Origin of the sequence: Lysinibacillus sp. KU-BSD001 (assembly GCF_042920265.1) — a bacterium.
Taxonomy (GTDB): domain Bacteria; phylum Bacillota; class Bacilli; order Bacillales_A; family Planococcaceae; genus Lysinibacillus_B.
In genome coordinates, this window is sequence record NZ_JBDQZI010000016.1 from 1 (window position 1) to 22924 (window position 22924).

Below are 22924 nucleotides of genomic sequence, written 5' to 3' on the forward strand. Positions count from 1 at the left end.
CAAGTAAGTAAGACCCCTGAAAGACGATCAGGTAGATAGGTTCGAGGTGGAAGTGTGGCGACACATGGAGCTGACGAATACTAATCGGTCGAGGACTTAACCACATTTTGTTTGCACAATGTATCGTTTATCCAGTTTTGAAAGAATAATTTCTTTCAATTAAATAATCAGTCTAGTGATGATGGCAAAGAGGTCACACCCGTTCCCATACCGAACACGGAAGTTAAGCTCTTTAGCGCCGATGGTAGTTGGGGGCTTCCCCCTGTGAGAGTAGGACGTCGCTAGGCAAACAAAGACTCGATGATATCGGGTCTTTTTTATCGTTACCCGACAGAAGACGTCTACTTCAAGGAATGAGAAGGAGATAGCCCAATGAGTAAGTGGGGGATGATTGTTTTCTGTCAGATGTTAATATATACAAGATAAAAGTATGGATTGATTTTACAAAAGAAGATATTTTAATCGCTTTTTCAAAAAAGTATTGTTAATAGTATATTCTTTTGCTATAATAACAAAGTCGAAGAAAGATAAATAATAAAAAATGGTCCCGTGGTGTAGCGGTTAACATGCCTGCCTGTCACGCAGGAGATCGCCGGTTCGATCCCGGTCGGGACCGCCATTTTTGTTTTTATAAGAATTATTCTTATAAAGACTTTTTTTTTGCCTAAATTTAGCGTGTACTTCTGTTATGGTAAGTACACGCTTTTTTAAATTTTTAGAAAATCACTTACCTTCTATAGATATGAAAATCACATTTGATGATTCCTTTATCCCGAATAGGTTAGACATTGTCAATGAAGCCTATGAATCCATAATTATAGAGTATCCAAAGGCGATTGGACCGAATGAATATGAAATGACCTTTCAGCTAGTATCGGGGAAGATATTCCTCTAGGTAATGCCAATTTCAAAAATAGAAATAGAACCATCCGCCATTGTCACAATTCCGGTAAAGTAATTATGCTAAATGAGTACTCGTACCACAAGAAATGCATATCTTGAAAGTACATGTATTTTGGAGGTGCGGGTGATCTTATACAAGCCAGTCATACGAATCGTGTTATGGCCTATCATTATGATGAGCTTTGTTTCGTGTTCTTCCATTAAAATAAGTAGTGTGGAAGATTCAAATTCATTTATTTGGCAAAAATATATGAATGAAGACGAGTATAGGCAACTAGAGCCAGGTATGTCCTATATGGAAGCCGTAGAAATTGCACGTGGACGTGGGAAGCAACTAGATGACAATACGTACGTGTGGCCAGACGAACTGTTAATGACCCAAGCTTATGAAGTTTATTTTGAGGAAGATCAGTTAGTATCTAAACGGATTATTGAAAAAAGAGGGCATTCAATGAGATAAGAACTAGAGAAAAGACGTCTCGTTAAGGGATGTCTTTTCATTTTCAGCTATCCTTTTAGGTACAACCCTTTGAACATTTATCTGCCTTACAGTAAACTAGAAGTAATGGATTTTGGAGGAGAACGGCATGGAATTTGAAAAGCATATCTATACAATGGAAGAGACGCAAGCATTGGCACATCGTCTAGCAGAGTTACTGGAAGTACAGTATACCCTTACCCTTGAAGGGGATTTAGGGGCAGGTAAAACAACGTTTACACAGGCATTAGCTAAAGGGTTAGGCATTACACGTACAGTGAATAGTCCAACGTTCACGATTATGAAGCAGTATAATGGGCGTTTACCACTCAATCATTTAGACGTGTATCGTTTGGCAGATAGTGATGAGGATTTAGGATGGGATGAAATTTTTTATGGCGATGCGGTAACGGTTGTTGAATGGGCACACTTAATAGCAAGTGAGCTACCAGAAGAGCGATTAGCCATTGAAATTAAACGTATCAATGATACAGAACGTATATTTACATTTAAACCGATGGGCGAAAAGTACGTCCAGCTTTGTGAGGAGTTATTCAAATGATTTGGTTAGGGATTGATACTGCAAATGCACCGCTTTCTGTCGCTATCGTAGAGGATGGAAAAGTAGTAGCAGAAGTTGTCCAACATATAAAAAGAACACATTCTATCGGGGCCATGCCAGCTGTTGAAGAATTATTTACGAAGGCCAACATGAAGCCAGCACAAATTGATGCCATTGCTGTGTCAGAGGGACCTGGTTCGTATACAGGTGTCCGCATAGGTGTCACGATTGCCAAAACACTCGCATGGACGTTAAAGAAGCCACTTGTGGGTGTATCCAGTCTACAGGCACTCGCAGCGAATGCAAAGCTATTTAATGGTGTGATTTGTCCATTATTTGATGCGCGCCGTCACAATGTTTATGCGGCTGCTTATCGCGGGGAGACATTAGAAGCTGTTATTTCAGATTATCACGATCATATTGATGGTTTAATCGAAAAGCTACAAGCATTACAGGAGCCTGTCTTATTTATTGGTACGGACGTAGCTGTGTTTTGGGATCAATTAAAAGAAGCGCTTGGAGATGCAGCAATTCGTGCATCGTATACACTAGACTTACCACGTGCAGCGGAGCTTGTGACGCTTGCACAAACACGTGAATTACCTGCTGTTGAAGCAGTTCACCATTTTGTACCAGAGTATCGTCGGATTGCCGAAGCGGAGGCAAACTGGATATCGGAACAAAAGAAGGTGGAACGATGATTACGTATCGTCAAATGACACCAGCAGATGTTGAAGCGGTATACGCGATTGAACTCGCAACCTTTCCAGCCCCATGGACGCTTGATTCATTTCATTATGAAATGCGTGAAAATCAGTTCGCCCATTATCTTGTTGCAGAAGATGCATCTGGTATTATCGGCTTTTGTGGCATGTGGTTAGTGATTGATGCGGCACAAATTACAAATGTTGCTGTTGTGGAGCGGATGCGTGGTCAAAAAATTGGGGAAGCCCTTATGCGCGAGGCCATGCGTGTAGCACGGGAGGCCGATATGGATACGATGAGTTTAGAAGTACGCGTCACAAATGAAGTCGCACAAAACCTTTACCGAAAGCTTGGGTTTCAAGATGGAGGCATTCGGAAAGGCTATTATACAGATAACGGGGAAGATGCCCTAGTAATGTGGGTGAATTTAAATGAGTAAATATATATTAGCAATTGAGACAAGCTGTGATGAAACGGCTGCAAGCATTATTAAAGATGGAACAGAAATTGTGTCGAATGTGGTTTCATCACAAATTGACAGTCATAAACGCTTTGGTGGGGTTGTACCTGAAATTGCATCGCGTCATCATGTGGAACAAATGACGATTGTCATCGAGGAATGTTTAGCACAGGCAGGGATGGAACCAGTGGATTTAACAGCCGTTGCTGTGACGGAGGGACCTGGTCTTGTGGGTGCGCTACTGATTGGCATTAATGCAGCAAAAGCATTTGCCTTTGCGCATAGTTTACCACTGATCCCAGTCCATCATATTGCAGGTCATATTTATGCGAATAATTTAGTGCAGCCGATGGAGTTTCCATTGCTCGCACTCGTCGTATCAGGTGGACATACCGAGCTTGTGTATATGAAAGAACACGGTAGCTTTGAGTTAATTGGCGAGACACGTGACGATGCAGCAGGGGAAGCGTATGATAAAGTTGCGCGTGTGTTAAATTTACCTTATCCAGGTGGTCCACATATTGACCGTTTGGCGCATGAAGCAGCGGAGGCAGTACCATTTCCGCGTGTATGGCTAGAGGAAGGCTCGTATGATTTTAGTTTTAGTGGCTTAAAATCAGCGGTTATTAACTATAAGCATAATATGGATCAGCGCGGTGAAGAGATTATTCCGGCCCATGTCGCAAAAGGCTTCCAAGATAGCGTAGTGGAAGTATTAACGGCTAAAACGCTGCGTGCTGCACGTGAATATAATGTCAAGCAAGTCATCGCAGCAGGTGGTGTATCAGCGAATAAAGGATTACGTACGTCGCTTGAAGAGGCATTTGCGAAAGAAGGCATTCCATTTTATGTGCCACCATTAAAGCTTTGTACAGACAATGCAGCGATGATTGGGGCAGCTGCGCATTATATGTATGAAGCAGGTGTACGTGGCGATATGAAAATGAATGGTAAGCCAGGTATGGAATTAGACAGCTGGATATAATTACTATTAGATGTTACGCGTCTGTCGTAGCATCTTTTTATTTTTTAAAACGTCTAAATCTGTTGTTTTTTGCATAGATTAAACTTAGTTATACAACAATTTCTATAATGTTAAATTTTTCTGAAAATTATCCACAGGCTTAGTGGTATTTTGCGAAATGTCAACACGAACATTCGTACTTATGCACAAATTGTGGATAACTTGTGCATAACTTGTGATTTACTGTTGTATTTTGTTGATTTTTTATTTAAAATATGTGGAAAAATAAAATGTGGATTGTGGATAATGTGTATAACTTTGTTGATATGTTGATATAAGTGCATTCTTATTGTGAATAAAATTGTGGAAATTTTTTTTGCAATGTGAATAAATAATGTCGATAATTGGAGAGGTATGTAGGGTATTTGATATATTGAAATAATAGTAGTAAAATCCCCCTGTCGTTTATAAAACGAAGGGGGATTTCATCTTATTATACAATTTCACATTGTCCATCACGATTGATGGAAAAGGCATTTACGTCTAGCCAGCACACTTACTTGGATCCTGCAATGCGTGTGGGGGAGGAGCAGACGCTTTTGCTCATATAGTATCTAATTCTTCATTAAGCTCAAGCCATTCCATTTCAAGTGTTTCATGCGCTTCTTTTGCTGTATCTAGCTTCGTTTGAATATCGAGCGCTTTTTCATGGTTGGAGAAGATAGCGGAATCGCATAATGCTTCTTCCAAGCTGGTGATGTCACTATCGAGCGCACTCATCTTTGTTTCGATATCTTCAATCGCGCGGCGAATTTGACGCTCGCGTTTTTTCGCCTCTTTGTCAATCGTAGAAGTTGATGTTTTCGCAGGTGTCGCAACGACATTTGTTTTCGTCGCTTGTGCTGCGGCTTTCATGGCAGCTAGCTCTTCTAATTCTTGCTTTTTCTCTACGTAATAATCATAGTCACCTAAATATTCAAATGCACCATCACCTGATAATTCGACTACTTTCGTTGCGATGCGGTTAATAAAGTAACGGTCATGCGATACGAATAGTAACGTACCTGGATAATCAATGAGCGCGTTTTCCAATATTTCTTTGCTATCTAAGTCTAAATGGTTCGTCGGCTCATCTAGTACAAGGAAATTACATTTCTGCATCATGAGCTTCGCTAATGCAAGACGTGCCTTCTCCCCACCTGATAATGAATTGACAGGTTTTGTGACATCATCGCCGCTAAATAAGAAGTTGCCAAGCACTGTCCGAATATCTTTTTCATTCATCAGTGGCCATTCATCCCATAACTCAGCCAGTACAGTTTTCTTGCTATGTAGCTTTGCCTGTTCTTGATCGTAGTAGCCGATCTGGACATTTGTACCATAGCGAATATCGCCCGTAATCGTTTCTAAATCTTGGACAATCGTTTTGAGTAATGTTGATTTTCCGACACCATTTGGCCCAACGAGTGCGATGCGGTCTTCACGGAAAATACGCATAGTAATGCCAGATGATACGGGTTTTCCTGGATAGCCGACAGAAAGGTGATCGACAGATAGTACATCATTTCCACTTTGGCGTTCAATGTCGAAGCCGAAGCTTGCGCTTTTTTCATCGCTATCTGGAGAGTCCATCCATTCTGTTCGCTCTAACATTTTCCGACGTGACTGTGCCATTTTTGTTGTCGAAGCGCGGGCAATATTTTTTTGGATAAATGCCTCTAGCTTTGCTTTTTCATCTTGTTGGCGCTCATACATTTTCATGTCGCGTTCGTAATTTTTGGCTTTGTCCTCTAAGTAAGCACTATAGTTACCGACATATTTTGTAACACGTGTGCGTGATACTTCATATACAATCGATACGACTTGATCTAAAAAGTAACGGTCATGAGAAACAATTAAAATGGCGCCATCGTAGCCTTTTAAGTAATTTTCAAGCCATGATAATGTTTCGATATCTAAATGGTTTGTCGGCTCATCGAGAATAAGTAAAGTTGGTTTCGATAATAAGAGCTTCGCGAGTGCAAGGCGTGTACGCTGCCCACCAGATAATGAGCGAATGGGTTTCTCATAGTCCGCTGGGAAAAACTGCATACCGTGTAGCACTGCACGTGTATCGGCCTCATATTGATAACCACCTGCCTCTTTAAAATCATGCTGTAACTGGTCATATTCTGCCATCACACGCGCATACATTTCGCTATCTTCATACACAGTAGGGTCTGCCATTTTTTGCTCTAAACCGCGTAGCGTGCTCTCCATTTTACGCAGTTCCCCAAAGATTGTCATCATTTCGTCCCAAATAGAAAGGTCCGAATCAATCCCTGCATGTTGCTCTAAATACCCTACCTTCACATCTTTTGGAACAATAATTTCGCCGCTGTCATACGACATTTGGCCAGCAATTATTTTTAAGAGCGTTGATTTGCCAGCACCATTTCGACCGACGAGTGCGACGCGGTCACGGTATTGTACTTCAAGCTTTACTCCGCTTAACACCTCATCTGTTGCAAATGATTTATATAATTGATTTACTTGTAACACAATCATTTTTTACACCTCAGTTCATGTTTTAAGTTTAAATGATGGGGTAGTTGCATGCAATGATAGGTGCTTTACTAATAGGTAGTTGTTTAGTAAGATTATAACGATTTCCATTTGATTGTAGGAGGAACATGTGTGAACAAAGAGAATAAAATTCCACAGGCAACTACGAAAAGACTTCCTCTTTATTATCGTTTTATTCAAAACTTTGCGCAGGAAGGGAAGAAGCGTATTTCATCTCGAGAGCTGAGTGATGCAATGAAGATTGATTCAGCAACCATTCGCCGAGATTTTTCATATTTCGGTGCACTTGGGAAGAAGGGGTACGGTTATGATGTACAGCATTTATTGTCGTTTTTCCGAGAAACATTGGATCAAGACGAGGCAACAAATGTAGCATTAATCGGAGTTGGTAATTTAGGCAATGCATTTTTGAAATATAATTTCCAAAAAAATCATAATACGAGAATTGTTGTAGCATTCGATTCGAAAGCACCATATGAGGGAACGGAAATTAGTGACATTCCAGTTTTTCATCCAGATCGACTAGAAGAAATGTATGAAGAATATGAGGCGGAGTTAGCGATACTCACTGTATCATCACGCTCTGCACAAACGATGGCAGATCGGCTAGCGAAAATGAATGCAAAAGGCATTTTAAATTTTACGCCGGTTCGACTAACGGTACCAGAATCGATGAAACTAATGAATATCGATTTATCAGTAGAGTTGCAAGCGCTTATTTATTTAATTCGTAATAGTGACAATTGACGTAAATTTTTCACATTTAATCTATTAGCAAAAAGCGACTTATTACGGTAAAATGGTACATATACTAGAGGAGGTGGCTGTAGTGGTTGTGCATTTAAGTGCGATTACACCTGTAAGCCTAATTATCATCGGTGTTGTAGCTTTATTAATCTTCGGACCAAAAAAACTACCAGAGTTAGGACGAGCGATGGGTTCGACATTACGCGAATTCCGTCATGCAACAAAGGGGTTAACTGAAGACGATGATGATGTAAAAAAGACGGTTATTGAGCATAAAGATAACGATAAAGATAACGTAACTAAGTAATTTAAGGATGTCTGTTATATGAATCCGAAAGAACTCACTGTCGTAGAACATATGGAAGAACTGAGAAGTCGCCTCTTTGTTACAGCGATTTTCTTCGTACTTGCTTTATTTATTGGCTTTTTTACAGCTGAACCAATTATTAAATTTATTCAGTACAGTGAAGAAGCAGAAAATTTAACACTGAATGCTTTTAACGTAACCGATCCGTTAACGGTGTATTTACAAGTAACTGTTGCGGTGGCGGCTATATTAACGTCGCCTATTTTGCTGTATCAACTATGGTCTTTTATTACACCTGGTCTACATGAAACAGAGCGTAAAGCAACGTTAAAATATATTCCGTATTCGTTTTTCCTATTTATCGGTGGTATTGTATTCTCCTATTTTGTGTTATTACCATACATCATTAAATTTATGAATGGGTTATCACAAGATTTGGAGATTAAACAAACAATCGGTATTAACGCATACTTCTCGTTTTTATTTAAGCTACTCATTCCATTTGGATTCTTGTTCCAATTGCCTGTTGTCACAATGTTTTTATCGCGTATCGGTCTTGTAAGTCCGATATTAATGGTGAAATTCCGCAAGTATTCGTATTTCGTATTAATTGTGATTTCTGTTCTATTAGCACCACCGGACCTTGTGTCCAACGTAATTATTGCGATTCCATTATTTGTATTGTACGAAATTAGTATTTTGATTTCGCGTATCGGCTATAGAAAATACGAAATAGCGGAAGCAAAACGAATAAAAGAGCAAGAAGAACGCGAACGCGAGTTAAAAGTAGACGAGCTTTTAGCCGAGCAAAGAAGACAAATTGAAGAGATGCAAAAATAATAAGGATACCTACTTAGTTAGGTATTCCTTATTTTTTTTCAAATAATAATTGTTAGAAAATTGAAATTTTGAGCAGGTGAGATAGATGATAGATATTCAAATAATTGCCAATCGGCTACTAAAAGAGCTCAGTCCACTCATGGAGGCACCGCTGATCATTAGTGACCATAATGGATTTATTGTTGCAGCAACAGATGAAAGTAGAATGAATCAGTTTCATGAAGGGGTACTGACCGTCATTCGTGATCGTACGACACTGTATATTTCCAATACACAGGCCCATTCTTTCCAGGGGGCGCGGGGAGAAGTATTAACGCTTTTGTCGATCGATGAAATCCCGCTTGGTGTGCTTGGGATAGAAGGACCAATCGTACAAGTGGAACCTTATATTAAGATGGCAACAAAAGTGGCAGAAATGTTGATTGAACGGGCATTAATGAGTGAGGATTATGACCCTGAAGCACAGTTATTAGAGCTATTTCTAACAGAATTGCTCGGTGGACAGTTGACGAAGGAAGCCATACAGCAACAACTGAAAAAATTACATGTAGAAGCTATTTATGATCGCGTAGCCCTCATTGAATTAGATGTAAAGACAGAAGCGGTCGTCATTCGCCATTTAGTACATATTCAAATCATTCATCCTCAATTAATTATAGCACGGTGGAATGTGAATCAAATTGTATTGCTGATTCCAAAAGTATCCCGTGGCCCATTGCAAGATGCATTGCAATTGATCCATCAAAAGCTTGCGAAGTTAACACAATCTCATGTGAAAATGGGCATTGGAAATCGTCATCCATTTCATTTATTGGCGCTGTCATATCAAGAGGCGAATAGCGCATTGACGATTTGTACGAAGGAAAGAGCAATTGTATTTGAAGAAGATTTAAAGCTGGAGTTATTGTTGGTCGAAAGTACAAAAAAACACCGAGAAGAATATATAGAGCGTGTGTTGGGCCCCATCATGCATGAGCCAGAGCTAATGATGAACTTAGACATATGGATGAGTAATGATCAATCACTAAAAGAAGTGGCAGAACAACTACATATTCATAAAAACACTTTAAAGTATCGAATCAAGAAAATTGAACATTTACTTAACGTGAATTTGCGTAATACAGCAGACCAAGCTGCTTTATATATCGCGCTTTTACTTTATAAGCATCAATACATAACAAAGTAAATGGTTTGTCTAAAAGAACAAATAAATATGTATCTCCCCTAAAAAGTATGTCCTTTAAAACATATAATTTAATTTTTCTGAATAATAAAATAATCTTTGTTTGAAAGTCCAGTGTTATGGTACAGATGGAATAATATGACTTTCAACTTCAGAATTTAAAAAATTGTTTTATAACAGAAATGGGTTTAGGGGGATATAAACGATGAAACTTAAAAAGAGAAAATGGGCTTTAATTCCGACGTTAGCATTATCCGTATTACTAGCAGCTTGTGGAGGCGACGAAAAGGAAAAGAGCGCAACAGACACTGGTGAAGAAGAATATAACTTAAAGATGTCCGTAACAGTAGCCGATACAACAGCTTGGTTTGCTGGGGCGCAAAAATTAGCAGATGATATCGAAGCGGAAACAGATGGTCGTATTACAATCGATGTTTTTGCCAATGAACAATTATCAGGTGGGGATTCGGCAAAAGCGGTAGAAGGCTTAGCAAAAGGCTCGATTGACTTAACGTTTAATTCAACAATCATTTACTCTATTTTAGATGAGCGCTTTGGTGTAGTGAGTGCACCATTCTTATTTAATTCATTAGACGATGTAGATGCTGCATTTGCTGGAGACGGTGGAGAGTTACTATCTGATATTTTATTAGAGAAAAATGTTGTCGCTTTAGGTTTTGGGGAAAATGGATTCCGTCAAGTCACGAATAATAAAGGCCCAATTGCATCGCCAGCAGATTTTAAAGGCATGAAAATGCGTATTCCTGGTATTACGATGTATACAGATTTATTCCGTGGATATGGTGCGGATCCAGCCACAATGACTTGGTCTGAAGTATTTACAGCACTGCAACAAGGGACAATTGATGGACAAGAAAACCCAATCGATGTTATCTATTCATCAAAAATTGATGAAGTACAAGATTATTTAACATTATGGAACTATTCTTATGATCCACTTGTATTAGGGATTAACAAAGATTTATATGAGTCTATGAGTAAAGAAGACCAAGAATTATTTGATCGTTTAGGGAAAGAAGCAGCGGCTTACCAAGTACAACTGAATCGTGAGCGTTCAGCAGAACAACTGGAAGAGTTAAAAGAAAAAGGTATGGAAGTCAATGAATTAACAGACGAGCAATTACAAGCATTTAAGGATGCTTCGCAAGCAGTTTATGATAAATATACAGCTATTTGGGGTGAAGACTTACTTAAAGCGTTTCAAGCTGAGTAAGGAGTTAAAAATATGAAAGTGCTAGATTATTTTGAGGAAATTATTTTGTTTATTGCCTTTGCAGCGATGACAGTCATTACGTTCTTAAACGTCGTATCAAGAAATCTAGCAGGGATTTCCATTTCTTTTACAGAGGAAATTACGATTAACTTGCTAGTACTAATTACATTCCTTGGAGCAGCGGTTGGGGTGCGCAAATATGCGCACCTCGGCTTTACACTTTTGTTCGATAAAGGGAACAAAGCCATTCGCTTATTCATCGTCTTCTTTACAGGTATGATGGGCTTCATCTTATTTGGTATTCTTTTCTGGTACGGAGTGGAAATGGTTCAATTCCAAATCAAGATGAATCAAAAAACACCAGCACTTGGCATGCCACAATGGATTTTATCGTTAGCGCTACCGTTTGGGGCATTTATGTGTGTCGTGCGTACCGTACAAGTCGTAATGGAGGAAGCTAAAAACGTATCTCGTGGTGAAAAAACGGTAGAAGGAGATGACCAAACAGTATGACTGCTTTAATTTTGTTTGGAGTATTTATTCTCCTTGTAATGTTGCGTACACCGATAGCGATTGCGCTTGGTATCTCTTCCATGGTTATTCTTTTTATGAATAATGGCATGAGTAGCTTTGAGGTATTAACCGATTTAATGTACACGAGTGTTGCCAAATTCACGTTACTTGCGATCCCATTCTTCATTTTAGCTGGGGTAATTATGGAGCATATCGGGATTTCGAAACGTCTCATCGACTTTGCTCAAGCTTTAGTCGGGCATCGTAAAAGTGGAATTGCCTTAGTTACAGTCATCGTGGCTGTTTTCTTTGCTGCCATTTCAGGTTCAGGTCCTGCTACAGTTGCTGCAATTGGCGGTATTTTAATTCCGGCGATGGTGAAAAACGGTTACCGTAAAGAAACAGCAGGCGGTTTAGTCGCTTCTGCTGGTGCGATTGGGATTGTCATTCCGCCATCGATTGCCTTTATTATTTTTGCGTTAGTCGCGGGGAGTCAAATGCCCATTACGATTAACCGTCTGTTTATGGCAGGGATTATCCCAGGGATTTTAATAGGGGTTGCGCTGTATATCGCCGCAGTCTATGTACGTGCTCGCGATATGAAAAAGGGCTTATTTGTGCCTAGCGAAACAGAAGTTGTACATAAGCCTACAGGGAAAGAGCGTTGGCACGCATTTTTAAAAGCACTACCAGGTTTAATGATTCCGATCATTATTTTAGGTGGGATTTACGGTGGTATTTTTACACCAACAGAATCCGCCGTCGTCGCCGTTGTGTATAGTTTAATCGTTGGTTTATTTATTTCACCAAAGGGTTATGGCCAGCAGTTATTTATTATCTTTAAAGAAGCGTCCATTCAAACCGCGGTTGTAATGTTAATCGTCAGTGCGGCATCTGTTTTTGCGTATATTGTGACGACAGAGCAAATTGCCCAAACGCTATCAGATACATTACTAGGCTTTACAGATAATAAGATTATGATTTTACTATTAGTAAATGTTATCTTATTAATCGCGGGGGCATTTATTGATGCGATTTCCGCGTACTATATTTTCGTGCCGATTTTATTGCCGATTATGACGATGCTCGAAGTAGATCCAACTGTATTTGGTGTGTTTATGACGATCAACTTAGCGATTGGTTTATTTACACCACCAGTAGGATTAAACTTGTATGTCGCAGCGGGTTACTCTAAGTCGAATATAATCGAGATTTCGAAAGGGGTTATCCCATTTATCGTTGCGGCCATTTTCGTCCTTTTATTAGTAACGTATGTCCCAGTAATTTCGACATTCTTACCAGATTTACTCGGTGTGAAATAGTGTTATTGAATGAAAAAGTAGACAAGGTCTTTTAGGCTTTGTCTACTTTTTTAACGACATGTAAGCTGTCTGAAAAAGTAATCTATACTGTATATTTTTGGTGATTATCTACTATTGGTAGGTGTTCTGGCAACTCGCTTTCCGTGGGCTTGGCTTCAGTCTCCTCATCGCTTCGCTCTTGCGGGGCCTTCAGCTCAAGCTATTCCCACAGGAGTCTCGTCGCCGCCACACCTTTTTCATTTCTAAAAAATACAGACATAAAAATAGGAGTTATTTTACTTCTGGATAGCTCCTGTCTTTCTAACTAGGTGAGGAGAATGCTTTTGAGAAATATACAGGTGTATGCCATTTTATTATTCGTCATGATTTGGTGGGGATTAAATGTCACGATGTTAAAGGTGTTAACGACGCATTTGGATCCTTTAATTATGCAAAGTGTGCGTATTCTGCTAGCCGGCATGACGATCTTTGTGTTGTTGCTTTTATTTCGACAGAAGCTTTACGAGCGGATGATGCCATGGAAGTTTATTTTCATTGCGACTTTTTTTGGTGTAGTATGTCACCATTCGCTTTTAGCAATCGGTGTTGCGCAAACGACGGCCACAAAGACGACACTCATTTGTGGGTTAAGTCCTTTACTAACAGCATTGCTCGCTATTCTGTTTCGTGCCTCCACCTTTACGACATTGAAAACAGTCGGTTTTTTATTAGGTTTTACGGGAATCGGTATAGCGGTTGTAGAAGACCCGACTAATTTGACCTCGTTATCATGGGGGGACTTTTATGTATTCCTATCGATTTTTTTGCAGGCATTCAGCTTTTTTGCCATTCGAAAAGGCGCCCAAAGCATTTCACCTATTTTAATGACAGCTTATATGTTAGTCATTGGTGGTGTGGCTCTGATTGGCATGGGGGTTGTGTACGATGCAGGGGCTTACTTCGCCTTTTTACAAATCGATGCCACCGTATGGGCGATTTTTATTGCTTCTGCGGTGCTAGCAACAGCTGTCGGGCATAGCTTATATAATATGGCGATCAAGCATATTGGGGCAGCGGAAAGTGCCATCTTCACGAACTTTAATACGCTTTTTGCGCTAATTGGAGCTTATATTTTCTTAGGAGAGAAAATGCACCTACAACAGTATGTTGGCTGTGTATTCATTATTATGGCCGTAATTATTGGAACAGGCGGGTTAGATGCAAAATTAAAAGAATGGATTAAACGGAGAAGAGAGAAGGGGCCTTCAGAAGCATGTTGATATGACTGCCGCAGGAGCAATAGTTTTTCATGGATGATGATGAAAGAGTGAAGGGGTGTACTTGGAAGTTTTTACTTTCTGGACACCCTTACTTTTTTTAGTTAAAGAGTGACAGTCTTTCACCTTTCCCAAAGTGAGTGTAACTGTCGATAAAATGTAAAATACATTTTATCTAGTAGCTTGTCACTGCTGTTGTGTTTTTTGATAGATAGAAATTTTTTCTGTTGCATTGTGTGGTAATGCAGCAACTTGTTCGTAAAGTGTGGGGATTTTAAATCTTGTAAGCTGGGAGGATAAAAAGGTTTTGAATGCCTCAATATCAACTTTCTCAGAGCTTGCAAAAACGGATTTTACCGTTTCGCCCCATTCGATGTGTGAAGCACCTCCGTATAGCCACCATTGCATGGAAGAAAGGTCTACCTGTGCTATGCGTGGATGAGAGGCTGTTAATAAGTAGGCAATATGTGGCCCAAAGAAATGCGTCGTTTTTTCATTGACTACCGTATCGATCAGTGAATTAGGTGTAAATGTCGGTGTTAACACGCTTGTACCCCCGACAACAAATGCCACCATTAAAAATAGATGAAGCGGTGTAGAGTGGCTTAATGGCATCATAAGCAACAGACGACTTTCTGGCTTGATGTCCATTTCTGCTGCCATCAGATGTGCAACGGTTAAAATATGTCGATAAGTAAACAACACACCTTTTGGGTTACCAGTTGTACTAGAAGTGTAGAAAATCGTCGATAAATGATCTTCCTTTAAAAAGCATTCTATTTCAGTACTATCGCCATTACTTATCAAGTGCTCGAAGCTATCCCAGTCATGTATGGCTTCCCCCGTTTTAATTTTTATGTCGCCAACTGTTAAATTTGCCACATTTGCAAAGAGCCGCTCATGTATGATAATTGCTTTTGCATCAGCATGATTCATCACAAATTTGACTTCTTTTAAGGTGAATTTAGCATTAATCGGTACAACAATGGCACCAATACGTTGTACAGCAAAATAGCTAATGACAAACTCTAATACGTTCGGCATAAAGAGGATTACTTTATCACCTGGAAACACGCCTTTTTCGATCAGGGCGTCTGCCAATTGATTCACTAGTTTATTCAATTCACTGTAGGTCGTGCGTTTCCCCATACTCACAATCGCTTCAGCCTGTGGATATTTCCGTGCATTTCTTGCTAATACATTTGAACTGTTCATGTTACTTCCTCCCTCAATCGGTTTCACGTTTCTTGAAGTACTCAGATTTCCTAACTGTCTTACAGCAATACACTCTTTTTTGCTTAAGTTCTTCGTAATAGCATAATGTTCGAGAAGAAATATGAAATCGTTTAGCTACATATTAAACCGTATGTTGCACACAGATGACCTCCCTTTCTTGAATATTATTTTGAATTTTCTTACTATTATACCATTGATGTTCATGTAAATTTAAAGAGGAAAATCGAATAAAAGAGAAGAATATTAATTTAAAGAGAAAAACACCTACTGTGACAGTAAGTGTCTGATGGATTACTTCGGTACAGTGTCATACAACTGCAGGATTTTTTCGCCATACAATTGGACTACACAAACGAAGCTGTTTAATAAAATGTGCGCCACAATGGATGTGAGCAAACGCTTTGTTTTGTAATAGAGGAAGGCAAAGATTAAGCCGCAAATTGTATACAGAATAATGTGTGTAAAGTCAAAGTGAATCGCTGCAAATACAACCGCGCTAATGACAGCTGAAAATAAGAAATTTTGTACTTGGATTAACGAGCCAAATACAACGCGGCGGAAGACGAATTCTTCTAAGATAGGGCCGATCAGCGCAATAACAATAATCATGACGGGTGACAGTTTCGCAATTTCTACAAGCGTTGCTGTATTTTCAGAGCCTGCTTCAATACCGAGTAACATTTCGATATAGGCGCCGACGATTTGTCCGACAAACACCATGAAGAACCCGATAATGCCCCAGCCAATCGCTTGCGAGGTAGACGCTTTTTCTCCTTCGTATATGTTGAAAAAGCCTTTATCACGTAAGACAAGCAACCAAATAATCACAATGGAGATGATACCGAAAATAAAGGACCACCAGGCAGTAAGAATTACGCCCTTATCTTCTACTGGGGCATCAATTAAACTAAAGACAAAGTCGAGAGCTCCTGGTAAACGTAAAACCAATGCAGATAATTGAAAGACAAAAATATACGTTAACAAGATGAATAAAGCGGTTTTTAGAGACTTGCGTTTTTCTATAATTGTTGAATTCAAAACGAATAACTCCTTCTTTCTAAGACTATTATATATAAGTGTTAATTTCATTTTAGAGGATTATAGAAAGAAAACAAAATTTTTTAGTGTTCTGACTTGCAAAAAAAAATGGAATTTATTAATATAAGAATTGTGTTAGCACTCTAAGTTGATGAGTGCTAATAATGACACATAGACATTAATTTGTAGGAGGTTGTTTCACTTGTTAAGACCATTAGGTGATCGTATCATTATCGAACTAGTTGAGGTGGAAGAAAAAACAGCATTTGGTATCGTGCTTCCAGATTCAGCGAAAGAAAAACCACAAACAGGTAAAGTTGTGGCAGTAGGAACAGGTCGTGTTTTAGATAACGGCACTCGTGTCGAGCTTGACGTCAAAGAGGGCGATGAAATTATCTTCTCTAAATTCGCAGGCACAGAAGTGAAATACGACGGTCAAGAATACTTAATTTTACGCGAAAGCGACATCTTAGCAGTTATTGCTTAATTTCAAATTTAACTCGTAAATATCAAGCGCCCGTGACTTTCGCCGGCGCTTCGATGCTCAACAGATTCAGTATAAAAATAGTTTTATCATTTTAGGAGGGTATTTTCACATGGCAAAAGACATTAAGTTCTCAGAAGAAGCACGCTCATTAATGGCGGCTGGTGTTGATAAATTAGCGAATGCGGTAAAGGTAACGCTTGGACCAAAAGGCCGCAACGTTGTATTAGAGAAAAAATTCGGTTCTCCATTAATCACAAATGACGGTGTATCGATTGCCAAAGAAATCGAGCTTGAAAACCCATACGAAAACATGGGCGCAAAATTAGTAGCAGAAGTTGCTTCTAAAACAAACGAAATCGCTGGTGACGGGACAACAACAGCAACGGTTCTTGCACAAGCTATGATTCGTGAAGGCCTTAAAAACGTAACAGCTGGTGCAAACCCAGTAGGTATCCGTAAAGGGATCGACAAAGCAGTAGCAGCTGCTTTAACAGAATTACAACACATTTCTCGTCCAGTCGAAAACAAAGAAGCGATCGCGCAAGTAGCAGCAATCTCTTCAGCTGACGAAGAAATCGGTCAATATATTGCGGATGCAATGGAAAAAGTGGGTAACGACGGGGTTATTACAATCGAAGAGTCAAAAGGCTTCACAACGGAGCTTGACGTTGTAGAAGGTATGCAATTTGACCGCGGTTACTTATCTCACTATATGGTGACAGATACAGATAAAATGGAAGCGGTATTAGACAATCCATATATTTTAATTACGGATAAAAAGATTGCTAACATTCAAGAAGTACTGCCGGTATTAGAGCAAGTGGTACAACAAGGTCGTCCACTACTTATGATTGCTGAAGATGTTGAGGGTGAAGCATTAGCAACATTAGTAGTCAACAAATTACGTGGTACATTCCATGCTGTCGCAGTGAAAGCACCTGGCTTCGGTGATCGCCGTAAAGCAATGCTTGAAGATATCGCGATTTTAACAGGTGGTCAAGTCATTACACAAGACCTTGGCTTAGACTTAAAAACAGCGGATATTACGTCATTAGGCCGCGCTGCAAAAGTAGTCGTATCAAAAGACAATACAACAATCGTTGAAGGTGCTGGTAACGCAGCGGATATCGAATCACGTATTGGTCAAATCCGTACACAACTTGTGGAAACGACTTCAGAGTTCGATAAAGAAAAATTACAAGAGCGCCTAGCGAAATTAGCTGGCGGTGTAGCGGTGATCAAAGTAGGTGCTGCAACGGAAACAGAATTAAAAGAACGCAAACTTCGTATCGAGGATGCATTAAACTCTACACGGGCAGCAGTAGAAGAAGGAATCGTATCAGGTGGTGGTACGGCACTTCTAAACGTATACGGCGCAGTAGAAAAAGTGCTTGAAGGGGTAGAAGGCGACGTAGCAACAGGTGTACGCATTATCCTACGTGCTTTAGAAGAGCCAGTACGTCAAATTTCTGAAAATGCGGGCCTTGAAGGTTCAATCATCGTGGACCGCTTAAAACGCGAAGAAGTGGGCATTGGCTTCAACGCAGCAACAGGCGAATGGGTAAACATGATCGAAGCAGGTGTAGTAGACCCAGCAAAAGTTACGCGTTCAGCACTTCAAAACGCAGCTTCTGTAGCCGCTCTATTCTTAACGACAGAAGCAGTTGTAGCAGACATCCCAGAACCAGCTGGCGCAGGTATGCCTGACATGGGCGCAATGGGCGGCATGCCAGGGATGATGTAGGCCCGCACGATGCGGGTCAGTCAGGTGTTGCCACAGGACGTGGCGCTTTTAACCTGACTTCATCTCGTAGCAAGGGTTTACACAGTTTTTAACGGTCGAATTACTAGCTATTAAAAAGCCATTGAATACGTTTCAACACTTCTTTTTGTGAAGTAGTGTGATTCACAATTAAAGTATAAAACAACGAACACTTCTCATTAAAAATTATGAGAAGTGTTTTTATATGTTTTTCAGAGGGCATATTTTTCTATTAATAACAAAGGGTCGTCTCAAAAGGCATTTTGATGTGATCACCGCAGGAGCAATATTTCTTAATGGATAATTATTAAGAAGTAAAGGGGTATCCAGAAAGTTTTTACTTTCTGGACACCCCTTGTTGTTCTAGCTGCAGAAGCTGCTCTTTATTTAACATTGTGATTATTACATTAGAACATACATTGTTCCAGCAGAGCGATACAGGATGTTGCTGATCGAGATAGAGTAACTGGGTTGAAAGGTCTTTCCTTGTTCTTTTAATGGCGATTGTATCAAGCAAATGAGGTGATCGAATTGGCAATAAACCTGTTTTAAAAAGAGCTTCTTTTAATGTCCAAAACTCATAAAAAACAGGTAGAGGCTGATGAGAGACGAGTTGAAGCTCCGCCTCGGAAAGCGCATAGGCCATCATCTCTTCATTCACAGGCTTTATTTCTTCAACATCAATGCCAACTCGCCCGTTAGTTGTTATTGCTAATACAATCCAATTACCAGAATGAGAAAGATTAAAATCGCCTTGCCAATGAGGATGTCCTGCAATATATGGGCGACCATGTTCATCATGCGCCAGGTGTAACAGAACTTCATCAATGTATGGAAAGAGCGCCCATCTGATGAGGGCACTACCTAGTAAGGCTCTTTGACGATCCTGCCAATGTTTGTATTGTGTAATTTTTCTTTGAACATCAAAAGGGAGTACTTTGAGAAAAGACTCCCATTCTGATGGTGTTAACTGTGCTCCTAGAGGGAGTGCAAATAGCTGTATATTTTGTCTGATCATCGTATACTGACTTGTTTTGGTTTAGGGAAGTAGCCTGTATGGATACCGTATTGAATCATTTTGTGAATAAAGGCTGTGTTTGGTACCGCACATTCCATCTTTGTATTAGCTAAAAATTCGATAGTTTTTTTGCAGTTGAAGATAAATGGGGAGTCGCTAGCTCCATCACCTTCAAGTTGAGCAATCGCTAACGATAAATACTCCTGTGCCTCTTGTGAATGGTCCCCATTTAATAGCCAATCTGTATATTCTTGTGTTGATACAATGGTTAGGTCATAACCAAGTTCCTTCATCATGTCGATTAATTCTAAATAAGTAAGTGATACAGGGTTACATAAATGGAAGACATGGCCGTTGGTTGCTGGCTGTTTTGCCAGAGAAACGAGTGCCTGGCTAGCGTAATTTATTGGTGTAAAGTCAACATGCCATTGAGCAGTAGGTGTTTTCCCTAAATAAAGCATCGATTTCATCATACGGTAAAAGGCATTATCATCGATATTACGTTGGAATTTACCTGTTTCGGAATGACAGCTTAAATTTCCCACACGATAAATGGAAACAGGGATTGCATCATGCACAGCATTTCGAACAAGATTCTCTGCTTCTAGCTTACTTTGCGTATAAACATTATCAAGCTTTACATCATAATTAAAGTTGCCCTTTGCTTCATCTGGCCCCCATTGGATGGCAGCTAACCCCTCTGGAATTCCCATTGTCGATACATAATGGAAATGCACACCTGGTTTCCGTTTGGCTATTTCAAGCAAATAGCGCGTACTATCAACATTGACATGATTAAAATGATCAGCCGCACCGAAATGACGTACATCTGCTCCGCAATGAATGATGGTACTGATTTCTTTCATAAGTAGTTGTTCATCTTCATCACATAAATGAAGTCGTTGTTTGCCTAAGTCGCCTTGGATAACAGTGACACGATCTTGCATCTGCAGAGCAATATGATTGCCAAAATAAAATTGCATACTTTCTATTAGCTTGGCTTCAATCGTAGTATGGGCACTTGGTCGAATAAGGCAGTAAATGTGTGCATTTGTTGTCGCTAATAGCTCATATAAAATATGGCTACCCAAATAACCTGTAGCCCCTGTTAATAATATCGATGTCATTGGCAAAGGTTTCACGGTTTGTGAAACTTGTAGCGGACTAGGCTCCATTAAATCCTTGAAAACAATGTTAGCTGGTTGTTCTTGGATCTCAATAGTTTCCGGCTGATAATGACGAATATATTGATCAAGCGCTGCAATCGTTTGATGTTGGAAGAAATCCTGGATCTTTAAGAATGGTATATGCTTTTTCACTTGTACAAGAATTTCAAGCACTTTTAGCGAATGGCCTCCAATATGGAAGAAATTATCGTGAATGCCTATAGGCTCGATACCGAGTACGTTTTCCCATGCGGCAGCAAGCATACGCTGTGTATCATTTTCTGGCGCAATATATGTATTGCTACGAGATACAGTTAATTCCAATGAGGCTAAGTGGTTTCGATCGATTTTTCCTGTAGGAGATAATGGCATTTCTTGCAATTCAATAAATTGCTCAGGCACCATATAATCTGGTAACAGATTTGCCAAGTAGTCTCTTAAAAGTTGTTCCTCAAGCTGTATACCACTTGCCACCGTATAGTAGGCAAATAAATGATTATTGCCATCAGCCATTTTCTTCGCAATGATCACGGCTTCCTGAATGCTCGTATGATGGCTTAACGCTGTTTCAATTTCTCCAAGTTCAATACGGAAGCCTCTTACTTTGATTTGAGAATCTTGACGTCCCACAAATTCAATGACACCCGTTGGCAATAGACGAACTAAATCACCTGTTCGATACATTTTTTGTTCTGGCTTTAAGAGATGGGGGACGAAGACATCAGCTGTTTTTTCTGGCTGATGTAAATAGCCTGCTGCTAAACCAGCACCTGCAATATATAATTCTCCGATTACATTCACGGGACAAAGCTGTTCATCCGCATTGATCACATACATTTCATAATTGGCGATAGGTCTGCCGATAGGGATGCTAGATTGCATATCTGTTATGTGACTGTTCACCTTAAAATAAGAGGATAATACGGTACATTCAGTTGGTCCATATACGTTAATAATTTCTGTAGAAAGTCCGAATTTCTCTTGCCATTTTTGAACAATGGCAGGCAATAAGGCTTCACCGCCAACAGATAAATAATTGAGTGTCGAGAGTTTTTCACGGTAGCTTACTGGTAAATGTGTAGCTAGCTGTGTAAAGAAAGCATTTGGCACAGTGGCAGTAGTTACTTGCTCACGACCAATCATATCAGCAAATGCTTCAACCGATAGACGCTCTATACTTGTCAGCATATGAAGTCTTGCCCCTGAAAAGAAAGCAGTAAAAGTTTCTGTGACAGAAGGATCAAAACTATAAGAAATAAACTGAGAATAAACATCTTCTTTAGTTGAGTGGTAGATTCTTTGATTATCTGTTATCAAGTTAATGACAGCTCCATGCTGAAGCATAACGCCCTTTGGTTTACCTGTTGATCCAGATGTATAAATAATATAGGCTAAGTCAGATGGAAGCAGTTCACAGTATATATTTTCTTGTGAATAGCCTTGCTCCGTTTGGTTGATTGTGAATACTGTACGTGTTTTAGAATCATTATGTATGAAATCATTCAGTAGTGCTGTATGTTCATTTTGGGTGATGATAAATGGCGCACCTGTGTCGTTTAATAGATACTGACAACGTTCTTTTGGATAGCTCGGATCAATGGGAACATAGACTCCACCAGCTTTCAGGATACCTAACAGACTAATGACGGTTTCTTTACTACGTTCCATAACAATCGCTACATAGTTTCCTTTTTGCAAACCGTTCGCAATTAACATATGGGCAACTTGGTTGGATTGTTCATTTAGCTGACGGTAGGTCATCTGGCCATCTTCATAGGATAAGGCAATCCGTTCAGCAAACTGTTGCGCTACCTGATAAAATACGTCGGGTATTGTGGTGTCTTTGTCGTAGTCAGCCATTGTTCGATTTAAAGTTTGATACGCGATGAAGTCTTCTTCGTTCAATAGTTGTGTTCGATTGGATGGTAGAATTTGTTGCTCAAAAGAATGGGTATTGTTCTGTGATGGGTGTACATCCAATGCTCGTTTATTTTTCAATCATGACAACTCCTATTTTAGAAAAGGGCAGACACTTATGAAGGAGCGATGATAGTCATTAGGTCCACAGCAGTGAAGCAATCTGTGCGTGACTAACGGACATAAATCTCCTTATAAGGGCAGCCCTTTCACTTTTTAAAAGATAAGAAAGTATAAAATTTTTCAAATTGAAAGCGTGTC

General features: G+C 39.7%; 20 protein-coding genes, 1 tRNA gene and 2 rRNA genes. 18 read left to right on the top strand and 5 right to left on the bottom strand.

Annotated features, from left to right (window positions below):
• The 8 genes from AAGS61_RS17930 to tsaD form a co-directional block, all read left to right on the top strand.
• A 23S ribosomal RNA gene (locus AAGS61_RS17930) occupies window positions 1–104 on the top strand; the annotation flags it as partial.
• A 67-nt stretch (window positions 105–171) separates the two neighbouring features.
• A 5S ribosomal RNA gene (gene rrf / locus AAGS61_RS17935) occupies window positions 172–287 on the top strand.
• Window positions 288–543: 256 nt separating this feature from the next.
• Window positions 544–619 (top strand) — tRNA-Asp (locus AAGS61_RS17940).
• A 408-nt stretch (window positions 620–1027) separates the two neighbouring features.
• Window positions 1028–1363: a hypothetical protein gene (locus AAGS61_RS17945; RefSeq protein ID WP_391375077.1), complete on the top strand. Its 336-nt coding sequence runs from the start codon at window positions 1028–1030 to the stop codon at window positions 1361–1363.
• Between the two features lie 127 nt (window positions 1364–1490).
• A complete protein-coding gene (gene tsaE / locus AAGS61_RS17950) occupies window positions 1491–1943 on the top strand; it encodes a tRNA (adenosine(37)-N6)-threonylcarbamoyltransferase complex ATPase subunit type 1 TsaE (RefSeq protein WP_391375080.1) in 453 nt (150 codons plus the stop codon).
• Window positions 1940–2644 carry a tRNA (adenosine(37)-N6)-threonylcarbamoyltransferase complex dimerization subunit type 1 TsaB gene (gene tsaB / locus AAGS61_RS17955; protein ID WP_391375082.1) on the top strand — a complete coding sequence of 235 codons (705 nt, stop codon included), beginning with the start codon at window positions 1940–1942 and terminating at the stop codon, window positions 2642–2644. The genes tsaE and tsaB overlap by 4 nt, the downstream gene beginning before the upstream one ends.
• Window positions 2641–3087: a ribosomal protein S18-alanine N-acetyltransferase gene (gene rimI / locus AAGS61_RS17960; RefSeq protein ID WP_391375085.1), complete on the top strand. Its 447-nt coding sequence runs from the start codon at window positions 2641–2643 to the stop codon at window positions 3085–3087. Before tsaB ends, rimI begins: the two co-directional genes overlap by 4 nt.
• Entirely contained in the window at window positions 3080–4093 is a 1014-nt protein-coding gene (tsaD, locus tag AAGS61_RS17965; RefSeq protein ID WP_391375088.1) for a tRNA (adenosine(37)-N6)-threonylcarbamoyltransferase complex transferase subunit TsaD, read from the top strand. The genes rimI and tsaD overlap by 8 nt, the downstream gene beginning before the upstream one ends.
• Window positions 4094–4675: 582 nt before the next feature.
• Here the strand turns inward: tsaD and AAGS61_RS17970 are convergent.
• The gene (locus tag AAGS61_RS17970; protein WP_391375091.1) at window positions 4676–6619 is read right to left on the bottom strand and encodes an ABC-F family ATP-binding cassette domain-containing protein; all 1944 of its coding nucleotides are present in this window, start codon (window positions 6617–6619) and stop codon (window positions 4676–4678) included.
• A 129-nt stretch (window positions 6620–6748) separates the two neighbouring features.
• Between AAGS61_RS17970 and AAGS61_RS17975 the strand changes: the two genes are divergently transcribed.
• The 8 genes from AAGS61_RS17975 to AAGS61_RS18010 all read left to right on the top strand — a co-directional run bounded on the left by AAGS61_RS17975 (window position 6749) and on the right by AAGS61_RS18010 (window position 14042).
• Entirely contained in the window at window positions 6749–7384 is a 636-nt protein-coding gene (locus AAGS61_RS17975) for a redox-sensing transcriptional repressor Rex (protein ID WP_391375094.1), read from the top strand.
• 82 nt (window positions 7385–7466) lie between these two features.
• Window positions 7467–7691, top strand: coding sequence for a twin-arginine translocase TatA/TatE family subunit (locus AAGS61_RS17980; protein WP_391375096.1), 225 nt, complete (start codon window positions 7467–7469; stop codon window positions 7689–7691).
• A gap of 18 nt (window positions 7692–7709) precedes the next feature.
• Window positions 7710–8531 carry a twin-arginine translocase subunit TatC gene (gene tatC, locus AAGS61_RS17985; RefSeq protein ID WP_391375098.1) on the top strand — a complete coding sequence of 274 codons (822 nt, stop codon included), beginning with the start codon at window positions 7710–7712 and terminating at the stop codon, window positions 8529–8531.
• Window positions 8532–8616: 85 nt separating this feature from the next.
• Window positions 8617–9717, top strand: coding sequence for a sugar diacid recognition domain-containing protein (locus AAGS61_RS17990; RefSeq protein WP_391375101.1), 1101 nt, complete (start codon window positions 8617–8619; stop codon window positions 9715–9717).
• A gap of 202 nt (window positions 9718–9919) precedes the next feature.
• Window positions 9920–10948 carry a DctP family TRAP transporter solute-binding subunit gene (locus AAGS61_RS17995; RefSeq protein WP_391375104.1) on the top strand — a complete coding sequence of 343 codons (1029 nt, stop codon included), beginning with the start codon at window positions 9920–9922 and terminating at the stop codon, window positions 10946–10948.
• A gap of 12 nt (window positions 10949–10960) precedes the next feature.
• Entirely contained in the window at window positions 10961–11461 is a 501-nt protein-coding gene (locus tag AAGS61_RS18000) for a TRAP transporter small permease (protein WP_391375107.1), read from the top strand.
• Window positions 11458–12783, top strand: a complete 1326-nt coding sequence (locus tag AAGS61_RS18005) for a TRAP transporter large permease (protein ID WP_391375109.1) — start codon at window positions 11458–11460, stop codon at window positions 12781–12783. The genes AAGS61_RS18000 and AAGS61_RS18005 overlap by 4 nt, the downstream gene beginning before the upstream one ends.
• 323 nt (window positions 12784–13106) lie before the next feature.
• Window positions 13107–14042 (top strand): DMT family transporter, encoded by a 936-nt coding sequence (locus AAGS61_RS18010; protein ID WP_391375112.1) that lies wholly within the window; start codon window positions 13107–13109, stop codon window positions 14040–14042.
• Window positions 14043–14225: 183 nt separating this feature from the next.
• Here the strand turns inward: AAGS61_RS18010 and AAGS61_RS18015 are convergent, their stop codons facing one another.
• Together AAGS61_RS18015 and AAGS61_RS18020 are read right to left on the bottom strand one after the other, a co-directional pair.
• Window positions 14226–15254: a class I adenylate-forming enzyme family protein gene (locus AAGS61_RS18015; RefSeq protein ID WP_391375114.1), complete on the bottom strand. Its 1029-nt coding sequence runs from the start codon at window positions 15252–15254 to the stop codon at window positions 14226–14228.
• Window positions 15255–15566: 312 nt separating this feature from the next.
• A complete protein-coding gene (locus AAGS61_RS18020; RefSeq protein WP_391375117.1) occupies window positions 15567–16313 on the bottom strand; it encodes a CPBP family intramembrane glutamic endopeptidase in 747 nt (248 codons plus the stop codon).
• Between the two features lie 202 nt (window positions 16314–16515).
• Between AAGS61_RS18020 and groES the strand changes: the two genes are divergently transcribed.
• Window positions 16516–16800 (top strand): co-chaperone GroES, encoded by a 285-nt coding sequence (gene groES, locus AAGS61_RS18025; protein WP_391375120.1) that lies wholly within the window; start codon window positions 16516–16518, stop codon window positions 16798–16800.
• Window positions 16801–16909: 109 nt separating this feature from the next.
• Entirely contained in the window at window positions 16910–18544 is a 1635-nt protein-coding gene (gene groL / locus AAGS61_RS18030) for a chaperonin GroEL (RefSeq protein WP_391375122.1), read from the top strand.
• A 355-nt stretch (window positions 18545–18899) separates the two neighbouring features.
• On the opposite strand, the gene AAGS61_RS18035 is transcribed toward groL, so the two are convergent.
• Window positions 18900–19580 carry a 4'-phosphopantetheinyl transferase family protein gene (locus tag AAGS61_RS18035; protein WP_391375124.1) on the bottom strand — a complete coding sequence of 227 codons (681 nt, stop codon included), beginning with the start codon at window positions 19578–19580 and terminating at the stop codon, window positions 18900–18902.
• On the bottom strand, window positions 19577–22744 hold the full coding sequence (locus tag AAGS61_RS18040; RefSeq protein ID WP_391375127.1) for an amino acid adenylation domain-containing protein: 3168 nt from the start codon (window positions 22742–22744) through the stop codon (window positions 19577–19579). Before AAGS61_RS18040 ends, AAGS61_RS18035 begins: the two co-directional genes overlap by 4 nt.
• Window positions 22745–22924 lie beyond the last annotated feature (180 nt).

Bases quoted from the DNA above. Each gene is read 5' to 3' on its own strand.
- tsaE (WP_391375080.1), top strand. From the start codon at position 1,491: ATGGAATTTGAAAAGCATATCTATACAATGGAAGAGACGCAAGCATTG.
- tsaB (WP_391375082.1), top strand. From the start codon at position 1,940: ATGATTTGGTTAGGGATTGATACTGCAAATGCACCGCTTTCTGTCGCT.
- rimI (WP_391375085.1), top strand. From the start codon at position 2,641: ATGATTACGTATCGTCAAATGACACCAGCAGATGTTGAAGCGGTATAC.
- tsaD (WP_391375088.1), top strand. From the start codon at position 3,080: ATGAGTAAATATATATTAGCAATTGAGACAAGCTGTGATGAAACGGCT.
- AAGS61_RS17970 (WP_391375091.1), bottom strand. From the start codon at position 6,619: ATGATTGTGTTACAAGTAAATCAATTATATAAATCATTTGCAACAGAT.
- tatC (WP_391375098.1), top strand. From the start codon at position 7,710: ATGAATCCGAAAGAACTCACTGTCGTAGAACATATGGAAGAACTGAGA.
- AAGS61_RS17990 (WP_391375101.1), top strand. From the start codon at position 8,617: ATGATAGATATTCAAATAATTGCCAATCGGCTACTAAAAGAGCTCAGT.
- AAGS61_RS17995 (WP_391375104.1), top strand. From the start codon at position 9,920: ATGAAACTTAAAAAGAGAAAATGGGCTTTAATTCCGACGTTAGCATTA.
- AAGS61_RS18000 (WP_391375107.1), top strand. From the start codon at position 10,961: ATGAAAGTGCTAGATTATTTTGAGGAAATTATTTTGTTTATTGCCTTT.
- AAGS61_RS18005 (WP_391375109.1), top strand. From the start codon at position 11,458: ATGACTGCTTTAATTTTGTTTGGAGTATTTATTCTCCTTGTAATGTTG.
- AAGS61_RS18015 (WP_391375114.1), bottom strand. From the start codon at position 15,254: ATGAACAGTTCAAATGTATTAGCAAGAAATGCACGGAAATATCCACAG.
- groL (WP_391375122.1), top strand. From the start codon at position 16,910: ATGGCAAAAGACATTAAGTTCTCAGAAGAAGCACGCTCATTAATGGCG.
- AAGS61_RS18035 (WP_391375124.1), bottom strand. From the start codon at position 19,580: ATGATCAGACAAAATATACAGCTATTTGCACTCCCTCTAGGAGCACAG.